The 18519-nt window shown below is 66.4% G+C and carries 12 protein-coding genes and 3 pseudogenes; 5 read left to right on the top strand and 10 right to left on the bottom strand.

The window, feature by feature from the left end; translation table 11 throughout:
- Window positions 1-108: 108 nt before the first annotated feature.
- Both Q0P60_RS05210 and Q0P60_RS05205 read left to right on the top strand, forming a co-directional pair.
- Window positions 109-828, top strand: coding sequence for a response regulator transcription factor (locus Q0P60_RS05210; protein ID WP_294989209.1), 720 nt, complete (start codon window positions 109-111; stop codon window positions 826-828).
- Window positions 825-2294 carry a HAMP domain-containing sensor histidine kinase gene (locus Q0P60_RS05205; protein WP_294989206.1) on the top strand — a complete coding sequence of 490 codons (1470 nt, stop codon included), beginning with the start codon at window positions 825-827 and terminating at the stop codon, window positions 2292-2294. The genes Q0P60_RS05210 and Q0P60_RS05205 overlap by 4 nt, the downstream gene beginning before the upstream one ends.
- On the opposite strand, the gene Q0P60_RS05200 is transcribed toward Q0P60_RS05205, so the two are convergent.
- Entirely contained in the window at window positions 2291-3637 is a 1347-nt protein-coding gene (locus tag Q0P60_RS05200; protein ID WP_294989203.1) for an ATP-binding protein, read from the bottom strand. The two genes, Q0P60_RS05205 and Q0P60_RS05200, sit on opposite strands and share 4 nt — an antisense overlap.
- Complete coding sequence (locus Q0P60_RS05195) at window positions 3634-4323, bottom strand: winged helix-turn-helix domain-containing protein (RefSeq protein WP_004154050.1); 690 nt, start codon at window positions 4321-4323, stop codon at window positions 3634-3636. Before Q0P60_RS05195 ends, Q0P60_RS05200 begins: the two co-directional genes overlap by 4 nt.
- A 353-nt stretch (window positions 4324-4676) precedes the next feature.
- On the opposite strand from Q0P60_RS05195, the gene asnB reads away from it, so the two are divergent.
- Window positions 4677-6578, top strand: coding sequence for an asparagine synthase (glutamine-hydrolyzing) (asnB, locus tag Q0P60_RS05190; RefSeq protein ID WP_294989199.1), 1902 nt, complete (start codon window positions 4677-4679; stop codon window positions 6576-6578).
- A 207-nt stretch (window positions 6579-6785) separates the two neighbouring features.
- On the opposite strand, the gene Q0P60_RS20620 is transcribed toward asnB, so the two are convergent.
- The 8 genes and pseudogenes from Q0P60_RS20620 to queD all read right to left on the bottom strand — a co-directional run bounded on the left by Q0P60_RS20620 (window position 6786) and on the right by queD (window position 12993).
- Window positions 6786-7214, bottom strand: a complete 429-nt coding sequence (locus Q0P60_RS20620; protein ID WP_345780314.1) for an XVIPCD domain-containing protein — start codon at window positions 7212-7214, stop codon at window positions 6786-6788.
- Window positions 7215-7922: 708 nt separating this feature from the next.
- Window positions 7923-9988: pseudogene (locus tag Q0P60_RS05185) on the bottom strand (hypothetical protein); the annotation flags it as partial.
- 37 nt (window positions 9989-10025) lie between these two features.
- Window positions 10026-10664 (bottom strand): DUF1629 domain-containing protein, encoded by a 639-nt coding sequence (locus Q0P60_RS05180; RefSeq protein ID WP_294989195.1) that lies wholly within the window; start codon window positions 10662-10664, stop codon window positions 10026-10028.
- Between the two features lie 277 nt (window positions 10665-10941).
- Window positions 10942-11106 (bottom strand): hypothetical protein, encoded by a 165-nt coding sequence (locus Q0P60_RS05175; protein WP_294989192.1) that lies wholly within the window; start codon window positions 11104-11106, stop codon window positions 10942-10944.
- Between the two features lie 105 nt (window positions 11107-11211).
- A pseudogene (locus tag Q0P60_RS05170) lies at window positions 11212-11475 on the bottom strand (DUF1629 domain-containing protein); the annotation flags it as partial.
- A 268-nt stretch (window positions 11476-11743) separates the two neighbouring features.
- Window positions 11744-11941: pseudogene (locus Q0P60_RS05165) on the bottom strand (DUF1629 domain-containing protein); the annotation flags it as partial.
- Between the two features lie 219 nt (window positions 11942-12160).
- On the bottom strand, window positions 12161-12514 hold the full coding sequence (locus Q0P60_RS05160; protein WP_294989189.1) for a phasin family protein: 354 nt from the start codon (window positions 12512-12514) through the stop codon (window positions 12161-12163).
- A 116-nt stretch (window positions 12515-12630) separates the two neighbouring features.
- Window positions 12631-12993, bottom strand: coding sequence for a 6-carboxytetrahydropterin synthase QueD (gene queD / locus Q0P60_RS05155; protein ID WP_294989186.1), 363 nt, complete (start codon window positions 12991-12993; stop codon window positions 12631-12633).
- A gap of 192 nt (window positions 12994-13185) precedes the next feature.
- Here queD and Q0P60_RS05150 point away from each other — a divergent pair, with 192 nt between their 5' ends.
- A complete protein-coding gene (locus tag Q0P60_RS05150) occupies window positions 13186-15825 on the top strand; it encodes a TonB-dependent receptor (protein ID WP_294989183.1) in 2640 nt (879 codons plus the stop codon).
- A 74-nt stretch (window positions 15826-15899) separates the two neighbouring features.
- Window positions 15900-18494, top strand: a complete 2595-nt coding sequence (locus Q0P60_RS05145) for a M14 family zinc carboxypeptidase (protein WP_294989180.1) — start codon at window positions 15900-15902, stop codon at window positions 18492-18494.
- Window positions 18495-18519 lie beyond the last annotated feature (25 nt).

The following is an 18519-nucleotide window of genomic DNA, read 5'->3' as shown; positions in this document are numbered from 1 at the left end:
GCCCGCCCGGGTCAACGAATCCTCACGCAGGATTCAATTTTTCGTGAGGTATCGGCAGCCGTCCCGCGCCACAATGCGGACAGCCTCCCCGCTGCCGCCGAGCTGCCGATGTCTGCCAAACGCGTCCTGATCGTCGAAGACGATGCCCACATTGCCGACCTGCTGCGCATGCACCTGGGCGATGAAGGCTACGACGTTGCCCACGCCGCCAGCGGCGACGCCGGCCTGCGCCTGCTCGAGCAGGAGGGGCCGTGGGATGCACTGGTGCTGGACGTGATGCTGCCCGGCGTGGATGGCCTGCAGGTGTGCCAGCGCGCGCGTGCGATGGCGCGCTACGTGCCGATCATCATCATCAGCGCACGGGGCAGTGAAACCCAGCGCATCGTCGGCCTGGAACTGGGCGCGGACGACTACCTGGCCAAGCCGTTCTCGATGCCGGAACTGGTGGCACGGGTGCGTGCGCTGCTGCGCCGGGCCGAGGCGATGGCGCAGAGCGCGCGCATCGATGCCGGTGCGATCGAGCTGGGCGGGCTGCAGCTGGATCCGGTCGCGCGTACCGCCTCGGTGGAGGGCAGCGCGCTGGAGCTGACTCCCCGTGAATTCGACCTGCTGCTGTTCTTCGCCCGCCACCCGGACCAGGTGTTCGCGCGCATGGAACTGCTCAACCAGGTCTGGGGCTACCAGCACGATGGCTACGAGCACACCGTCAACACCCACATCAACCGCCTGCGCAGCAAGATCGAAGCCGATCCGGCCAACCCGCGGCGGCTGCTGACGGTGTGGGGCCGTGGCTACAAGCTGGTTGATCCGGCCGGGGCGGCGGCATGATCAGGCCGAACCTGTGGCAGAAGCTGGCGGCGGTGATCGCGGCGCTGATGCTGATGTGCTGCATGGCGCTGCTGGCGCTGCAGATGCGCGCCAACACCCGCCACGAGCAGGAAGTGGTGCAGCGGCTGTCGCTGGGCCTGGCCGAGCACATTGCCCAGCGCAGTGAACTGATGGACACCAGCGGCATGCGCGACGCTGCCGTGCGCGCGCTGTTCGGGCAGCTGATGGCGGTCAATCCCAGCGTCGAGGTGTATCTGCTGGATGACCAGGGCCGCATCCTCGGCCACGATGCGCCCAGCGGCCACCTGGTGCGCAACCGGGTGGACGTGGCACCGCTGCGGCGCCTGCTGGCCGGTGCGCCGTTGCCGATCCTGGGCGATGACCCGCGCAGCGCGGATGGCCGCAAGGTGTTCAGTGCCGCGCCGTTGATCGTGCAGGGCCGCCAGGCCGGCTACGTGTACGTGGTGCTGGTCGGCGAGCATCGGCAGATGCTTGCCGACGACCTGGCCGCGGGCAGCCAGTGGAACACCACGCTTTGGTCGGTGATGCTGGTCGGCGGCCTGGGCCTGCTGGCTGGGCTGGTGGCGTTCTACTGGGTGACGCGTCCGCTGCGGCGGCTGACCCGGCGCATCCAGGCGTTCGACATCGATGCGCCAACAGCGCTGCCACCGCCGCAGCCGCTGCGTCCCGGTGAGCGCGACGAACTGGTGATCCTTGAACACGCCCATGCGCAGATGGCGCAGCGGCTGGGCGAGCAATGGCAGCAGCTGCGCCAGCAGGACCTGCAGCGGCGCGAGCTGGTGGCCAACATTTCCCACGACCTGCGTACGCCGCTGTCGTCGCTGCACGGCTACCTGGAAACGATGGCGCTGAAGGATGCAACGCTGCCGGCAGACGAGCGGCGCCGCTATCTCGGCATCGCGCTGGCGCAGAGTGCCAAGGTTGGCCGGCTGGCACGCGCGCTGTTCGAGCTGGCACGGCTGGAGCACGGTGAGGTCCGGCTGGAGTGGGAAGTGTTCGCGCTGCCCGAGCTGCTGCAGGACGTGCTGCAGAAGTTCGAGCTTGCAGCGCAGGCCCGCAACCAGCGCCTGCATGCAGCGTTTCCCCCGGGCCTGCCGCTGGTGCGTGCCGATCTCGGCCTGGTCGAGCGGGTGCTGACCAATCTGCTCGACAACGCCCTGCGGCATGCGCCGGAAGGTGGCCGGATCGAGGTGAGCCTGCGGGCGACGCCCGACAGCGTGGAAGTGAGCGTGGCCGATGATGGCCCCGGTGTCGCGCCTGCGCTGCGCACGCAGCTGTTCCAGGCGCCGGCCGCGCTGGGCGCACGGCGTGGCGACAATGGCGGGCTGGGCCTGTTGATCGTGCAGCGCATCGTGCAGCTGCATGGACGCCGCATCGAACTGCGCGACAGCGCGCGTGGCGCGCTGTTCGTGTTTGCGTTGCCGCGTGCCGAGCCCGCGGCCTAGCAGTCCTGTTCGCACTCCACCACGGCGCCGGTTTCCAGCGGCAGGTGCAGGCGGATGCAGGCGCCACCCAGCTCCGAATCGGTCACCTCGACGTGACCGCCATGCTTGTCGGCCACCACCTGTACCAGCGCCAGGCCGAGCCCGAATCCAGGGCTGCCCGGGTCCAGGCGGACGTAGGGTTGCAGAACCTGGCCGCGCAGTTCCGGCGCGATGCCGGGGCCGTCGTCCTCCACCTGCAGGCACAGCCAACCGTCGTTGACCGTGCTGGCGATGCGGATCTGCCGCCGCGCATAGCGCAGTGCATTGCCCAGCAGGTTGCGCAGCGCCAGCTCCAGCATGTGCCGGTTGACGTTGACCAGGCCGGTCGGTGACAGCGCCTGCTGTACCGGCATCGGCAGCGGCGCGAACTGGGCCACCACGCCGCGCACCAGCGCGGCCAACTGCAGGCGCTGGCGGGTCAGCTGATGGCAGCGCCCCAGCGCGGCGTACTCGACGCCGGCATCGGTCAGGTGCTGCAGGCGATCAACGTCGGTGCGCAGGCCCCCCAGGGCATCGCGCTGCACGTCATCGAGCGCGGTGTCCTCCAGGTCGGCCAGGCCGAAGCGCATCCGCGCCAGCGGCGTGCGCACTTCGTGTGCCACGGCCTGTGCCAGTACGCGCTGGCTTTCCAGCAGCTGCTGCAGCTGCTCGGCCATATGGTTGAAGGCGTTGGCCAGCGGCCTCACCAGCGCGGTGCCCGCACGCGGCGCCCGCGTGTCCAGCTGGCCATCGCGCATCTGCCGGGCGGCCTGGGCCAGTTGCGAGACGTCGCGCCACAGGCGGTAGACCATCACGTACATCGGCAGCGCCACCGCCACCATCAGGATCAGCAGCAGGATCGCCACGCCGGAAACTTCGCTGTCCTGCCAGCCCTCATCGGGCAGTGCTTCGTCCAGCGGGCCCAGCATCACCGCGTAGTCGCTGTCGCCGATGCGCTGCAGGCTGCGCATGTGCTCAAGGTCGATCTGCACGCGACCGTTGTTGAACGGCGGGCGCTGGCTGGCCGGCAGCTCCTTGACCGCATCGGCCAGCGGCAGCATGCGCAGCGCATAGGCGAAATCGGCGTCGAGCTCGCGCGCCAGCGCCGGCCACTGGTCGCGCGGCGTTTCGGCGAAGCGGTGCTGCAGCAGGGCATGGGTACCGCGCATCTCGGCCTGCAGGCCGGCTTCGGTACGGTCCTCGAGCAGGGCGTCCCAGGCCCACAGGCCGAGCACGATCAGCAGCAGGTGGGCGACCAGGAAGCCGATGCCGTAGCGCAGGAAGTGGAAGGCGTGCCCGCGCATCGCCGACGGCGTGCGCTTCATCCCCATGCCGAGCGGCTGAACAGGTAGCCGCGGCCACGCACGGTCTTGATCCGTTCCGGTTGTTCCGGGTTGTCGCCCAGCTTGCGGCGCAGGCGCGAGATGCGGGCATCGATCGAGCGGTCCAGCCCGTCGAAGGCGATCCCGCGCAGGCCGCGCAACAGCGCGTCACGGTCGAGGATCTGGCCGGCATTGCTGGCCAGCAGGAACAGCAGGTCGAACTCGGCGGTGGTGAGCTCCAGCAGGGCGCCCTGCAGGTGCACGTTGCGGGTGGACGGGTCGATGTTCAGCTCGCCGAAGCGCAGGCTGCCATCGCGCGGCTCGACCCGGCGGTGGCGACGCAGGTGGGCGCGCAGCCGGGCCAGCAGCACCCGCGGTTCGATCGGCTTGCCGATGTAGTCGTCGGCGCCCAGCTCCAGCCCCAGCACCTGGTCGATGTTGTCGGTTCGGGCGGTCAGCACGCAGATGATGCCGTCATAGTGGGGCCTGATCTGCCGACACACTTCGAAACCATCCTGGTCCGGCAGGCCGACATCCAGCAGCACCAGCGCGGGCTTCTCGGCCAGGATCCGGGTCACCGCGCGCTCGCCGCTGCGCTCATGGGCCACCTGGTAGCCATGCCGCTGCAGATAGTCGCTGACCATCGTACCCAGGCGGGCATCGTCTTCGACCAGTACGATATCCAGCATTTTCAAGGCCTCCGTGGGCGCAAACGTACCGCCACGGCACGAGCGCGGCGATGCTATCCCAGCCTTCGGGCCGCCCGGGTCCAGGGGGCGGGCGCCATTCAGCCGGGGTTGCTGGCGCACGGGCCGGGCCTCAGTCCCGGCAACAACTTGGCGCCCAGCATAGCCGGTTGCCGTTACAAAACGTTACCTTCGTGATACATCCGGTGACCATCGCTGACAGCAAAGCGACTGACGCCGGGCCGGGGGCGGGCTGAGCATGGAGTCTCCTCCGTTCCGCGTGCCGTCCCCATGTCGCCCGCCGCTCCCCGCTTGCCGAGTCTGTCCTGCCGCCGTCGCCGCCGTGGAGGTGCCCGATGAGTGGCGTGGTCGGGGCCTGGCTGCCGCCGGCCGATGACGAGCACCTGCTGCAACAGCTGGCGCCGATGCTGCGCGCCCTGCAGCAGCGTGGCCGCGGCCGCATCGGTTACTGGACCGACGCCGATGCCGGCCTGGCACTGGGCCATTGCCGGGCGCCGACCGATACGCCCCTGCAACCGCTGAGCTCGGAGTGTGGCCGTTACGTGCTGTGCCTGGACGGCCGCCTGTACAACCGCGCCGACCTGCAGGCGCAGCTGCGCGATCTGCCGCGCAGCTGCAGCGATGCGCGCCTGTTGCTGCAGGCCATCGTCGAGTGGGGCGTGCAGCGGGCGCTGTCGCGCATCGAGGGCGCATTCGGTTTCAGCGTATGGGACCGCGAGTCGCGCGAGCTGTGGCTGGCGCGTGACCCGGTGGGCGAGCGGCCGCTCTACTACGGTTGGTACCAGGGCAGGTTCCTGTTCGCTTCCGAACTGAAAGCACTGCAAGCATTTGCCGGATTCTCGCCGAGCATCGACCAGGATGCATTGAGCCTGCTGCTGCGGCACGACTATGTGCCGGCGCCGCACACCATCTATCGCGGCATCCACAAGCTGGTGGCGGGCGCGATGCTGCGCATCGACCTCAGCGATCACGCCGCGGGCGGCTCCAGCCAGGCCGCGCAGGGCGGTTCGCGCTACTGGTGCGCACGTGATGCGATGCAGACCGCACTGCAGGAGCCGTTGCAGCCGGCACCCAGCCTGGAGCAGGCCACCGACCAGCTGGAAGCGGTACTGCAGAAAGCCATCGCTGCCCGCATGCATTCGCCGCTGGCCTGCGGCGCGTTCCTGTCCGGCGGCACCGATTCCTCGCTGGTGACGGCGATGATGCAGGCACAGTCGACCCTGCCGATCGAAGCGTGGACGGTCGGCTTCGACGATCCCGGCCATGACGAGAGCGACTGGGCCTCGCAGGTCGCGCGGCATCTGGGCGTGCAGCACCACCTGCACCGGATGGACGCGCGCCAGGGCCTGGATCTGCTGCAGCGCCTGCCACAGGTCTGGTGCGAGCCGTTCGCCGATGCTTCGCAGCTGCCGACCCTGCTGGCCAGTGAACTGCTGGGCGCACGCAAGCCGGTGGCGCTGACCGGCGACGGCGGCGATGAGCTGTTCTTCGGCCATCCCAGCTATGGTCGCGCGCTGCGCAATGCGCGGCTGTGTGGCGGCCTGCCGGACTGGGTGCGTGACCTGGCGCGGCGCAGCGGCAACCGCATGAACGTCGAACGCGGCCGCCTCGGTGGCTGGCGTGCACTGGTGGCCGAGGTCGCCGCCAACGATGTAGAGGGGCACTACCTGCAACGCGTCACCCGCTGGCGGCAGCCGGCGCAGGTGGTACTGGGCGCGCGTGAACCGATGACGATCTTCCAGCAGCAGGACACCGCGTTGCCGGCCGAGGCGCGCATCCAGCTGCTCGACTTCCGCATGGATCTGGCCGAGGGCATCCTCGCCAAGGTTGACCGGGCCGGCATGGCGGCGGGCGTGGAAACCCGCGCACCGCTGCTGGACATGGAGGTGGTGCGCCTGGCCTGGCGCCTGCCGCAGCACCTGAAGTACCACGATGGCGAGCACAAGCGGATCCTCAAGCACCTGCTGGCGCGCTATCTGCCGGAACCGCTGGTGTACCGGCCCAAGCGCGGCTTCGGTCCGCCGATGGCGCGCTGGCTGGCCGGTCCCCTGCGCGACTGGGCCGAGGCGCTGCTGGCCCCGCAGCTGCTGCGCAACCAGGGTTGTTTCGATGCGGTACGCGTGCGCGGTATCTGGGAAGCCTTCCTGCGCGGTGAGCGCAAATGGCACACGCACCTGTGGAACGTGCTGATGTTCCAGGCCTGGCACCAGCACTGGCATGGTGGCCGCGGGCGCTGAGGGCAACTGCGGAAAATTGATCGTCCCGAGCGAGAAGGCCAGCGAAGATGCCCAACACTGGGGTGTAACGATGCTCTTTGCCGGCAGGCGCGAGCGCCTGATACCCGATGAAGTGGCCGAGCGCATGGGCGTGGCACGTGGCTGAGTACGGTTTGGGGCGTGTTGGGACTCAAACCAAAGCCGAAACCAGCACGCCCACCCCGGATCTCAGCTCATGCTCATGCCGCGCACCTGCCCCTGCTGCTCGCGCTCCGTCTGCAGTTGCTGCTCCAACTGCTGCGCCTGAATCTGCTGCTGTTGCTGGCTGATCACCTCGAACCGCTGCAATGAATCGTGCACCGGGGTCTGTACTGCCTGCTCGGTAGGCATGTACGCACGCTGGTGCGCGGGGTTGTTCAGTTCACCCTGGACAACGAACACGTTATGCCCCGCAGCCTTGTCGGCAGTAGCATTGCTCAGCACCACATGGTCCACCCGATCCAATCCATTGTCCTTGGCCAGGACCAGCAGACTGACCGTCATCCGCTCGCTGGTCGCATCGAAGCTGCGCCCGTGCCTGGCATCCAGCGCCGTCACCTGCTCGCGGATCTGCTGATAGAGCGCATGGTCGGGATGATCGGCCTGTAGTGGCGTCATTGCCACCAGCGGCGTGTCTTGCTGGTAGGACGGCGCCGGCGTTGCTGGTTCGGCCCGCAGGTTCTCTGCCGGCTGAGCAGGCATCGCCTGATTGCGAGGCGGATGATTTTCGATGAGTTGGCGCTGCCCAGTGTCGGGCTGTCCGTTCAGCGGCGCACTCGGTGTGAGCTGATCGGGCAAGCGAGGTGCGGCATGCTGCTGCGAGGCGTCCTGGGCCCGGGCGCCCGTCAGCGCAACCTGGTGCTCATGCTGCGCCGATGGCGCGGGCTGCATGGGAACGGGTTGGCCAACATTGCCCGGCCGGGTCGAAGCATCCACCACGGCTGGGGCCGGCTGCAGATCCGGTTCAGTCCGTCGCGCATCGCGGTGAATGGGCGGCCGGGTTTGTTCAAGGCGTCCCGGCGCGATCAGCGGCGAAGCAGCAACGGGCGCGGACGCGGCGGCCATCGTCACTGCATCAGGTGACGGCTTTGCATCAGGTTGCCGCTGTACCTCGACCACCGCTTGCGGCGCCCGGGTTTCCTCCATTTGCGGAGCGTGCAGGTTGACTGCCGCCAAGGTTGCCACCCGCTGCGCCTGTTGGGTGGATACGCCCTGCCGGTTGGCTTCGCGCAGTGTCTGCTCATACGCGTGCCGCTGGTCCGGTGACAGCGTCGCGATGCGCAGCTCCGGGGTATCGGGGATGGGCATCTGCTCATGGCGCTGGGCTCGCACATCATGCAATGCCTGCCGCAGCTCTTTGCTGCTGGTAGTGGCGACTTGGTGAGCTACTCCGTCCGGCCCGGTCTGGAAGTGGAGGATCGGGCTGTCGAAGCCGCGCTTGTCCGCCCCATCGGGTTGCAGTTGCTGCATCGTCCGGCCGGTAACGTCGTTGGCCTCCAGTGTCCGCTGCACCGCCAGCGCGATGGCGTGCTGGGTATCCGGATTTACGTTCAGATCGATGCCCGCGCTGCGGTATCGGTGCAGCAGTTCGTTCTTCTCGGCTTGGGCTGCCGTCGGCGCTGGCATGGCCAGGATGTCGGCCAACGCCTGCTGCGAACGTTCCAGCGAAGGCTGGCGCATCAGGTTGGTCAGCTCCAGTTCCGTGGCCAGATTGCCATGGGCGACCCGGGAAGGGCTGGCCCACTCCCCGGCGTCATTGCGCTGGTAGACCCGGCTGTCTGAGCCCAGGACCCTATTGGCTTTCGCCCGCGCCAACTCCACCGCTGCCGGCACGTCCACGTGGTAGTCCTGCGCCCGTTGCGCGGCATGGCTTTCCAGGTAAGTGGCCGCAATGGCTTCGCGGCCGTTGCTGATATTGCCCTCGATACGGGCCAGTGCTTCCTGGTTGAGCTGCCGGGCACGCTGAGGCGTTGCGGTCTGGGTTGCGTAGATGCCGCGGTCGTTCGCGCCGGACACCCCCGTTCTGACCTGGCGTTCCCACGCCAAGGTATCGGCGTTGCGGCGCCAGTCCTGGTTGTCCAGCCCGCGTTGGTCGCTTGGCTGGGCGGGAATCACGAACGGGTCTCGCGGTGGTGGCACCCTGCCCAGCGCCAACTCCACTGCTTTTGCGCTGGCCATCGCACCCAGTTCCTGGGACTTTTGATAACTCGCCACCACATCTCGTTCGACGGAGCTGCTGCGCCCATCGGACGTGCTGGCAAAGGCGGTTTGGCGCTCCCAATTGCGGCCGTTGAACTTCCAGTCCACATCCGCCTTGTCGGTCTGGTGGTAGGTGGCCCAGTTGTCCCGCAGGTCCGCGCCTTTCTCGAATGCCTTGCTTAGCAGCAGGGCATCGGCCGCCACCACGGCGGCAGGCAGGAACCCACTGCCACCCAACGCCATGGCGGTGGCGGCACCGCCTCCCCATCCGCCGACATTGCGGGCGATGGCATGGTTGAACTCCGATTGCGCTGCGGTTGTATTGCCTTGCTCCAGTAGTTCGGCAGTGCGCCGGGCAGTCAAGATCGCATCGGCGCCGGTGGTCAGCAGGCCACCGGAGCGGACCAGAGTCCGGGCTGACGCCTCGCCCATGAGCAGTTCCATGGAAACCCCCCCTTGTTGAGCACGCGGAGCGCGAAGGGGGGAGGCAGCTTCAGCGCCCAAGGTGTTCTCTACCACCAGGATGCTACCTGGTGACATGCTCAAACGGCCGTCGTGGTGTGCGTTGGAGATCGCCAGGGAAAGACCATGGCGCTGCAGCTCCGTCGCACCACCGCGCGTCAGAGGGTTCGGAACGGTTTGGATATGCTGGAGCGCGCTCACCACGCGACCTTCGGTGTGGGTGACTCCCGCCCAACCATTGTCGATCGGAGCGAAGCGCTTCAACTGTTGAAGTTGGGCTGCATGGGCTCGCCCATAGCCGGATTCGTTCTGGAAGAAGCTCTGAACGTTGGGCCGGATATCGTCTGCGCGAAGGCCATAGGGCGCGTTGGTGTATAGGTCACCGTTGATCAAGCCGGCCCGAACGATGTCTCGGAAAGTCTCCACACGACCTGCAACTCGAGCCAGTGCGTCGGGATCGCCTGCAGCGCTCTGGCGCCATCGGGGCTTTGTTCGAGGCGCCGCAAACGCTGCTGAAGCCCGATCTGGTAGTCCGCGATAGGGCCGCCACCATGAGGCGTGATACCCAGAGTCTGCGCAAACACTGGATCGGCTGGGAGAAAGATGCGGTTCTCCGGGGCATGGATGTTGAAATGCCCGGCTTCCGAAATAGCTTTGAGCAAGGGGCTGCGGTCCAGCGTCTGCTGCTCGATAGCGTGGTGATCTTGAAAAACAGGTCCTTTACGGGACATGGATCAGGCTCCTTCCTGGTCACCAACTACTGGGCTATCAGATATCCGCGGCGTCAATGAACCACATGCCATTGGCATCACTATCAGTCGCAATACCTGCCGAAGCCGCGGCATCTTTAAAGGCTTGGTCGCAGAAGATCGTGCTTGTGTAAGGCGTCTTAAACACGTGTGCCGAACCCAGTACGTCTCGTTTGAAGGTTACGCTGGCACCACCCGTCAAGTCATAGAATTTGCCATTGATGAACTCTTCGGTCGTATCGATGAAGAGCTTGGAGGCCTCCTCGTCCAACGCGTCGATCTCTTGCACCACAGTGCACAGAAAGTGGCGCGGCCCCTTACTGCCATCTGGGAGCCGGTAATCAACCTCCGCGAAGGCGAAAGCACTGGGATCCACCACAGCCATGACGTTGTGCAACCGCTCTGACACGAGCCAGTAGCCGCTGAATCCTGGCTCCAGATCCCTCGGTGCGGGCCCTTTACTGGGTACGTAGACCAGGCGTGGAACTTCATTCAGCACAGGGAAGCCCCCACCCTCCGGCCGTAGAATCAGGCGCGGAGGTGACAGCAACTTGCCGAGGTTCTCAAAGACAACCCCGCAGGATGGGCCATTGATCGCTCCAGCTTCAAGGATGAAAAATTCCCCAAGCATGGGGTGGTTGGGCGTAGTCGATTTCATGCGGCTGCGTCTTCGGAATGGTCCCAGATAGCGTACTCGCCCTCCCGCTGACAGACCAATCCGTACCTTCGCGAGCGAGGTAACGATTGAGACTGGCACATCAATTCAGCGCTCAGGATAGGCGTTCAGACCCAACAGAGGTATTAGCAGAAGGTTCGGTAGGCAGGGCGAGAATAGGCCGATCCCGACATCAACCGCTGGACAAGTCGCGCTCATGTGAGATTCGTCTCAAATTACAGCCACGCTGGTAGTGTCCAGTCTGGTGCCGGTGTCCAGTTCATTTGGCGCTGCTGTCCAGTTTGTTTGGCGCTTGGTGTCCAATTGGTTGGCGTTTCGTACCGATGAGGTCAACTTCTACCTGCGCCTGCAGTAGCTCGTTGTTGTAGAAGACCTGTTGCTCAAGGATGTGATGGTCCTGAAAGATGGGGCCCTTACGCGGCATGCGGTCTCTTCGTCCTTGGAGTCAGGTTGTCGCTTCAGATATCAGCTGCGTCCGTGAACCACAGACCGCGGGAGCGCTTTTTCCCGCCAATGCCTGCATCCCATCCAGCCAGTAGCCACTCATTCTGCTTTCCAGATCCTCGGGCTGATCTCCCTTTTGGGGTGAATAGACCAAGCGCGGTGGTTCGACCAGATGAGGGAATCCCCGGGCCTCCGGCCGCAGGATCAGTCGCGGTGGGGTGCGTAGCCGCTTGACGTTGTCAAAAACAACGCCATGCCCTCTCCCTCTTCTCGTCGTGTCGGGGATGAGGAGAAAGAACTCCCCGCGCTTCGGGCTGTTTTGTGCTATCGGGCCACGCCTCGCGTCCATCCAGGGAGTTTTCACGCAGGGATGAGCTTACTGCCGGTGTGGAAAGGAGCGCGAGCGCTTCTCATGCAAGACCCTGCAGCTGACAGCGGGTGTCGTCCGGAACAAGCACATAGTTCCGGGCGAAGCGGGTGGATCGACTAGGCAAGCCCTTGCAGCATTGGGATGCGTCAGCGTGGCAATTGCGACTTCCGATGGATCGAGAACGTGGCCAAGGCCGTTCGGCGCCCGTCATGGTGGGGCGGTTCAATCACGTAGTTGTTCGACGCGCTTGGCGAAGCCGCTCTGCGACCAGCCAGTAGCCGCTCATCCCACCTTCAAGGTCTTGGGGGAGCACACCCTCATGCGGGTGATAGACCAGACGCGGAATCTCGCACAGTGGCGGGAAGCCGCCTGCCCTGGGTTTCACGATGAACCGTGGTGGCATCAGCAATGCCTGCTCGTTCTCCAAAACCACCCCATGGCCCTTTGGGCAACGTAAAGGGAATGACGGCCAGCGGCCGGCGGCGGGGGACATTTGCCCACAGCGCTGATCCGCGGCTGCGTGGCCCATCGGTACGCGCAGCGTGCCGGCAGAGAGGCGCTCCGCCATCCAGACGCCAGGCAAAAAAAGACCCGGCAGAGGGAGGGATCTGCCGGGTCCGGATTGCATGGGGGGAGGGACCCATGCAATGAGCGTTGCGTCGCGTCAGTGGCTGTTGCCGTTCGCGTCCGCCGTTGATTCGTTGCAGCCCTGCACCAGTTCGGACCAGGCCCTGCTGGCCTGCAGGCCGAGCCCGAGCATGTCCTGCTGGGCCTGGCCCAACCGCTGCAGGTTGTCCTGCCACAGCTGTGCCCCGCGCGACAGGGTGCCCACCGCATCCTCGCCGCGGGCCAGCTCGCCGAGCCAGCCGCCGGTCGCAGTCAGGCTGCGCTCCATTGCCTTCAGCTGCACCCCGAACATGCTTTCCGCGTTCTCCAACGCCAACCGGTTCGCGCGCGTTGCCGCGGCGGCGAGCTGGCGGGTGGCATCACTGAAGCGATCGCTGAAGGCGGCGGCCATGGGGCATCAGGGAGTGGCTTGATGCAATGCAGCATACGCCCTTGATGCGGCAATGCAACAAAAATAACAAAGGCGCTCGAGGCGCCTTTGAAAAACCTTTCAGATCAATGTGTTGATCAGGTGGCCGGGCCGCGGTAGCGGCAGCCGGAGGTGCAGGTTTCGTGCACGGTGATCTCGCTCAGCGCCGGCAGGCTGGGCTTGAGCTCGTTCCAGATCCACATCGCCAGGTTCTCGCTGGTCGGGTTTTCCAGGCCGGGGATGTCATTGAGGTAGTGATGGTCCAGGCGGTCGTAGATCGGCTGGAAGGCCGCCTTCACGTCGCCGAAATCCATGATCCAGCCGGTCTGCGCGCCGGGCTCGCCCTCGACCTTCAGTTCCACCCGGAACGAATGGCCGTGCAGGCGCGCGCACTTGTGCCCCGGCGGCACGTTGGGGAGGCGGTGCGCCGCCTCGAGCATGAAGACTTTGAAGATTTCCATGCCGCGATTGTACGCCGCAGCCGCGCGGGGAGCCTGAGCGGATGTTGGACTTTCGTGAAGAAATGCTTTCCATCCGGATGAAGAGATGATAGCTTCTCTTATATCCGTATGAAGAGATGTTATTGGCCGGACCCCGGCCAGGCATGGACTACTGCGGAACTTCGTCGCCCTTACCACCTCCCCCACATCGTCATGCCCAAGCACACCCTGCTCGTGGCGGCCCTGGCCGTCGCTCTGGCCGCGCCTTTGTCCGCCGCCGCCGAAACCTCCACCGACGCCAGTGGCGAAGCCAGCACCCTGGCTGCCGTGCGTGTCACCGGTTCCAACATCAAGCGCACCGATACCGAGGCCTCCAACCCGGTGCAGGTGATCGGCCGCCAGCAGCTGGAACAGACCGGCAAGGCAACCGTGGCCGACGTGCTGCGCTCGATCTCGGCCAACACCGGCAACGCCAGCAACGAAACCACCAACAACGGCTGGGCGTCCGGTTCGGCCGGCATCGGCCTGCGCGGCCTGTCGCAGAAGAACACGCTGGTACTGCTCAACGGTCGTCGCCTGGCCAACTACGGTTTCCCGGCCGGTGGCCTGTCCGACACCTTCGTGGATCTCAACGCACTGCCGCTGGTCGCGGTAGAGCGCATCGAAGTGCTCAAGGACGGCGCCTCGGCGGTGTACGGCTCGGACGCCGTGGCCGGCGTGGTCAACATCATCACCCGGCAGAACTTCGAAGGTGCCGAGATCGGCGGCAGCTTCGGCGGTGCCGACCAGGGTGGCCTGCACGAGCAGAACCTGAAGTTCGTCGGCGGCCTCGGCGATCTCGACCGCGATGGCTACAACATCCTCTTCAGCCTGCAGGGCTACAACCGCGAGCGCCTGGACCAGGACGAACGCAACCTGACCAGGAGCGGCATCTACACCGACAAGCCCGGTGGCCGCTGGAACGGCTGGTCGGCCAAGGGCGCGCGCTACCTGGTCAACGGCGTGTCGGTGCCGATGCTTGATGCCAGCGGCAACTGCCCGACCGGCACCACCCGTGTCGCCAGCGCGCCGATCGATGGCCTGGCCGGCGACACCTGCGGCTTCAACCAGGCACCGTTCACCACCCTGATTCCCTCGACCCGGCGCTACCAGGCCTATGCCAACGGCACCTTCCGCCTGAACGACACGGTCGAGGCCTTCGGCGAGGTGCTGTACAGCCAGATCAAGAGCACCGCGTGGTTCGGCAGCAGCCCGTTCTTCACCCTGGAGAGCGGCCGCTTCGCACTGAACGCGAACAGTGGCCTGGCCGAGCCGGTGTCGTCGCTGCTGCCGGCCAACAATCCGTACAACCCCTACGGCCGCGCGATTCCGATCGAATACACCTTCTTCGACCTCGGCGGCACCCTCAAGACCAACCGCTCCACCGCTTACCGCGGTGTGTTCGGCCTGCGCGGCACCACCGCGTCGTGGGATTGGGAAGTCGCTGCGTTCGGCGCGCGCAGCAGTGAGCGCGAGAGCGTGTCGGGCGGCTTCGCCAACCGCTGGGCGCTGGCCAACGCGCTGGCCAGCGGCAGCTACAACCTGCTCAACCCGGCGGCGACGCCGCAGTCGGTGCGTGACTCGATCAACATTGCCACGCTGCGCCCGGCCGAGTCCAAGCTGCAGGGCATCGATGCCAAGGTGTCCGGCAGCCTGGGCCACACCTGGGCTGGTGACATCGGATTCGCCGCCGGTGCCGAATGGCGCCGCGAGAAGCTGGATTCGAACAATCCGTGGCAGATCGATGCCGGCCTGCAGGTGCGCCCGGCGATCGCCGAAGTCCACGGCAAGCGCCAGGTCAGTGCCGCCTATGCCGAGGTGAATGTACCGCTGGCCTCGACGCTGGAACTGTCCGCCGCCGCACGCGCCGACCACTACGATGACTTCGGCGATGCTTTCTCGCCGAAGATCGGCCTGCGCTGGCAACCGCTGGACGTCCTGCTGGTGCGTGCCTCGGCCTCGAAGGGCTTCCGCGCGCCGTCGCTGTCGGAGAACTCCAACAGCACCAGCATCGCCTACGGCAGCGTGGTCGATCCGCGCGATCCGGACGTGCCGGGCTCGCGCCAGAACCCGACCTTCTTCACCGTCGGCAACAACGAACTGAAGCCCGAGCGCACCAAGAGCGTGAACTTCGGCGTGGTGCTTTCGCCGTGGGCCAACACCAACCTGAGCGTGGACTACTACCGCATCCAGCTGGACAACCTGGTCGGCACCAACAACACCCAGACCCTGGTCAACGACAACGCGGCCGGTGCCGTGCAGCGCGACGAACGCGGCAAGCTGCAGGCGGTCTACAACCGCTACCAGAACCTGAGCGAGCTGAAGACCTCCGGCATCGACGTCGAGCTGCGCCAGCGCATCCCGACGGCTGCACTGGGTGACTTCACCGTGTCTTCGGCCTACACCCACGTGCGCGATTACCGTCGCCCGACCGTGGTCGGTGGCCCGCTGGTGGACTATGCCGGCAGCAACCTGGGTGCCACCCTGCCCAAGGACAAGGCCACCACCACGCTGGACTGGAAGTACGGTGACTTCAACGCGGCCGTGACCTGGTACTACACCAGCGGTTACCGCCAGGAAGCCAGCACCGCCGCCAAGGCCGTGCAGCAGCGCGTCGGCAGCTACAGCCAGTACGACCTGTACCTGGCCTACACCGGCGTCGACAAGCTGACCGTGTACGCCAAGGTGCAGAACCTGGCCGACAAGACGCCGCCGTACGACGCGTCGTTCCCGGGCATCCGCGCACCGTACGACTTCAGCCAGTACGACCTGCGCGGCCGCTATTTCACGCTCGGCTTCGACTACCGCTTCTGATCCGCCCGCCGCGGCCGGTTCCCCACAGGGGCCGGCCGCGCGCTTGCCTGCCGTTGCATTCCCGGGGAGTCATCGTGTCCTTGCATCGTCGTGCCGTCTTTCCGCTGTTGATCGCCGTGGCCGCCGCACTGTCCTCAGCGCAGGCGGTGCAGGCGCAGAACGCCTACTTCTTCCCGCAGGCTGCCGACGCGGCCACGTTCGATGCGGCCATTCCCAGCCCGGAACAGTTCCTCGGCTATCCGATCGGCAGCCGCTACACCCGGCATGACCAGCTGGTGGCCTATTTCCAGGCGCTGGCCAGGCGATCGGACAGGATCAGCGTGCGCGAGATCGGCCGCAGCTACGAAGGGCGCCCACTGCTGATCGCCACGGTCACTGCGGCCGGCAATCACGCGCGGCTGGAACAGATCCGCCAGCAGCACGCGACCCTGGTCGATCCGGCGCAGCCGCGCAGTGCCGCCGGCGACAGCCCGGTGGTGGTGTGGCTGGGCTACAGCGTGCACGGCAACGAGACCTCCAGTGCCGAAGCCGCGATGCTGACCGCCTATTACCTGGTGGCCAACCGCAGTGCCGAGACCGAGCGCTGGCTGCAGCAGGCCGTGGTGCTGTTCGATCCGGCGCAGAACCCCGACGGCCGTGACCGTGCGGCGAACTGGCACAACGCATGGGCATCCGATCCTGCGTCTGCCGACCCGGCCGACAAGGAGCATGTCGAGCCGTTCCCGCAGGGCCGCACCAATCACTACTTCACCGATCTCAACCGCGACTGGCTGGCGCTGACCCAGCAGGATTCGCGGCCGAAGGTGGAAGTGTTCCACCAGTGGTACCCGAACGTGCAGATCGACTTCCACGAGATGGGCAAGGACAGCACCTACTACTTCGAGCCGTCGCCGAAGAGCATGCACAGCCCGCTGATTCCCGCCGCGTCCTACGCGTTCAACAAGACCCTGGCCAAGTACCACGCGCAGGCACTGGATGTACTGGGTTCGCTGTACTACACCGGTGAGAACTTCGACAATTTCTCGCCGGTGTACGGTTCCACCTATCCGGATTTCCACGGTGCGGTCGGTGTCACTGTCGAGCAGGCCAGCTCACGGGGCCGCGTGCAGGAATCGGTCAATGGCCTGCTGGCCTTCCCGTTCACCATCCGCAACCAGGTCGCCACCGGGCTGGGGACGGTGCGCGGTGCGGTGAGCGAGCGCAGCGGCCTGCTGGACCTGCAGAAGCAGTTCTTCCAGAGCGCACTGACCCAGGCGGCGCAGCAGCCGGTGAAGAGCTTCGTGTTCGGCGATGCGCACGACCCCGCATTGACCCGCCGCCTGCTGGAGCTGTTGCTGCTGCATCGCATCGAGGTACGCGCGCTGGATCGTGCCGTCAGCGTCGAGGGCCAGCGCTTCGAGGCCGGTAGCGCCTATGTGGTGCCGGTGCAGCAGGCGCAGTTCCGCCTGGTGCATTCGATCTTCGCCGAGACGCCGCCGATCAAGGGCGATGTGTTCTATGGCAGCACCAGCTATGCGATCGCACCGGCCTATGGCGTGGCCTTCGCCGGCAGCCGCAACCGCATCGAAGGCGGCGCGCGGGTGGCCTCGCTGCCCGCAGAGCAGGGCGCGGTGCAGGGCGGGCAGGCCGGATTCGCCTATGTCATCGACTGGCGCGACTACAACGCCGCACGCGCACTGGCCGCGTTGCAGGGCAAGGGCCTGAGCACGCGGGCCGCCTTCCAGCCGTTCACCGTCGCCACCGCACAGGGCGAGGTCAGCTTCGCCGCAGGCAGCCTGGTCATTCCCGTGGCCGGGCAGCCGCTGCAGGGTGCAGCGTTGCTTGAGGGGGTGGCATCGGTGGCACGCGATGCCGGCGTGCAGGTGCATGCGGTAGCCAGCGGCCGCAGCCGCGAGGGCATCGACCTCGGCAGCGACGGCGTCAAGGCGCTGCGCCGGCCGGCCGTTGCACTGGTGATGGGCGAGGGCGTGGCGGCCACCGAGATCGGCTCGGCCTGGTTCCTGCTCGACCAGCAGCTGCGCCTGCCGGCCAGCAAGCTGGATCCGTTGCAGCTGGGCAAGGTGCCGCTGCAGCGCTACACCACGATCGTGCTCTCCGGAGGCAGCTACGCCGGTGTCGACGCCACGGCAGTGGCCGCATTGAAACGCTGGGTGCAGGCCGGCGGCTCGCTGCTGACCTACGGCAGTGCCTCGAAATGGGCGATCGAACAGAAGCTGGCCGACGGCGCGGCGCTGGGCAAGGACGAAGAGGCCGCCGACGAGGGACGCCGCGCCTTCGGTGACCAGCGTGACATCGCCGCGATCGAGCGGGTCAGCGGCAACATCCTCAGCGCCGATGCCGACACCAGCCACCCGCTGGCGTTCGGCGTGCCGCGCCGGCAGCTGGCGATCAACAAGGAAAGCACGGTGACGCTGCAGCCCAGCACCAACCCGTTCTCGACGGTGGTGCGCATCGACACACCGCCGCGGGTCAATGGCTACCTCTCGGAGCGCAACCGCGCACGGGTGGCGGGCAGCGCGTGGCTGCTGGTGTCGGCGCAGGGGCAGGGCAATGTGGTGTTGTTTGCCGATGATCCGGCGCACCGCAAATACTGGCATGGGACCGATCGGCTGCTGACCAACGCGATCTTCTTCGGGAACCTGGTGAATCCGGCGAAAGTGCGGGAGTAAGGCGTTTGCCGCCGGGTCGTCATTG

The organism is uncultured Stenotrophomonas sp. (assembly GCF_945952405.1).
In the GTDB taxonomy this organism is placed as follows: Bacteria; Pseudomonadota; Gammaproteobacteria; order Xanthomonadales; family Xanthomonadaceae; genus Stenotrophomonas.
Note: the sequence above shows the minus strand (reverse complement) of the source record. Positions and strands in the feature narration are given on the sequence as shown.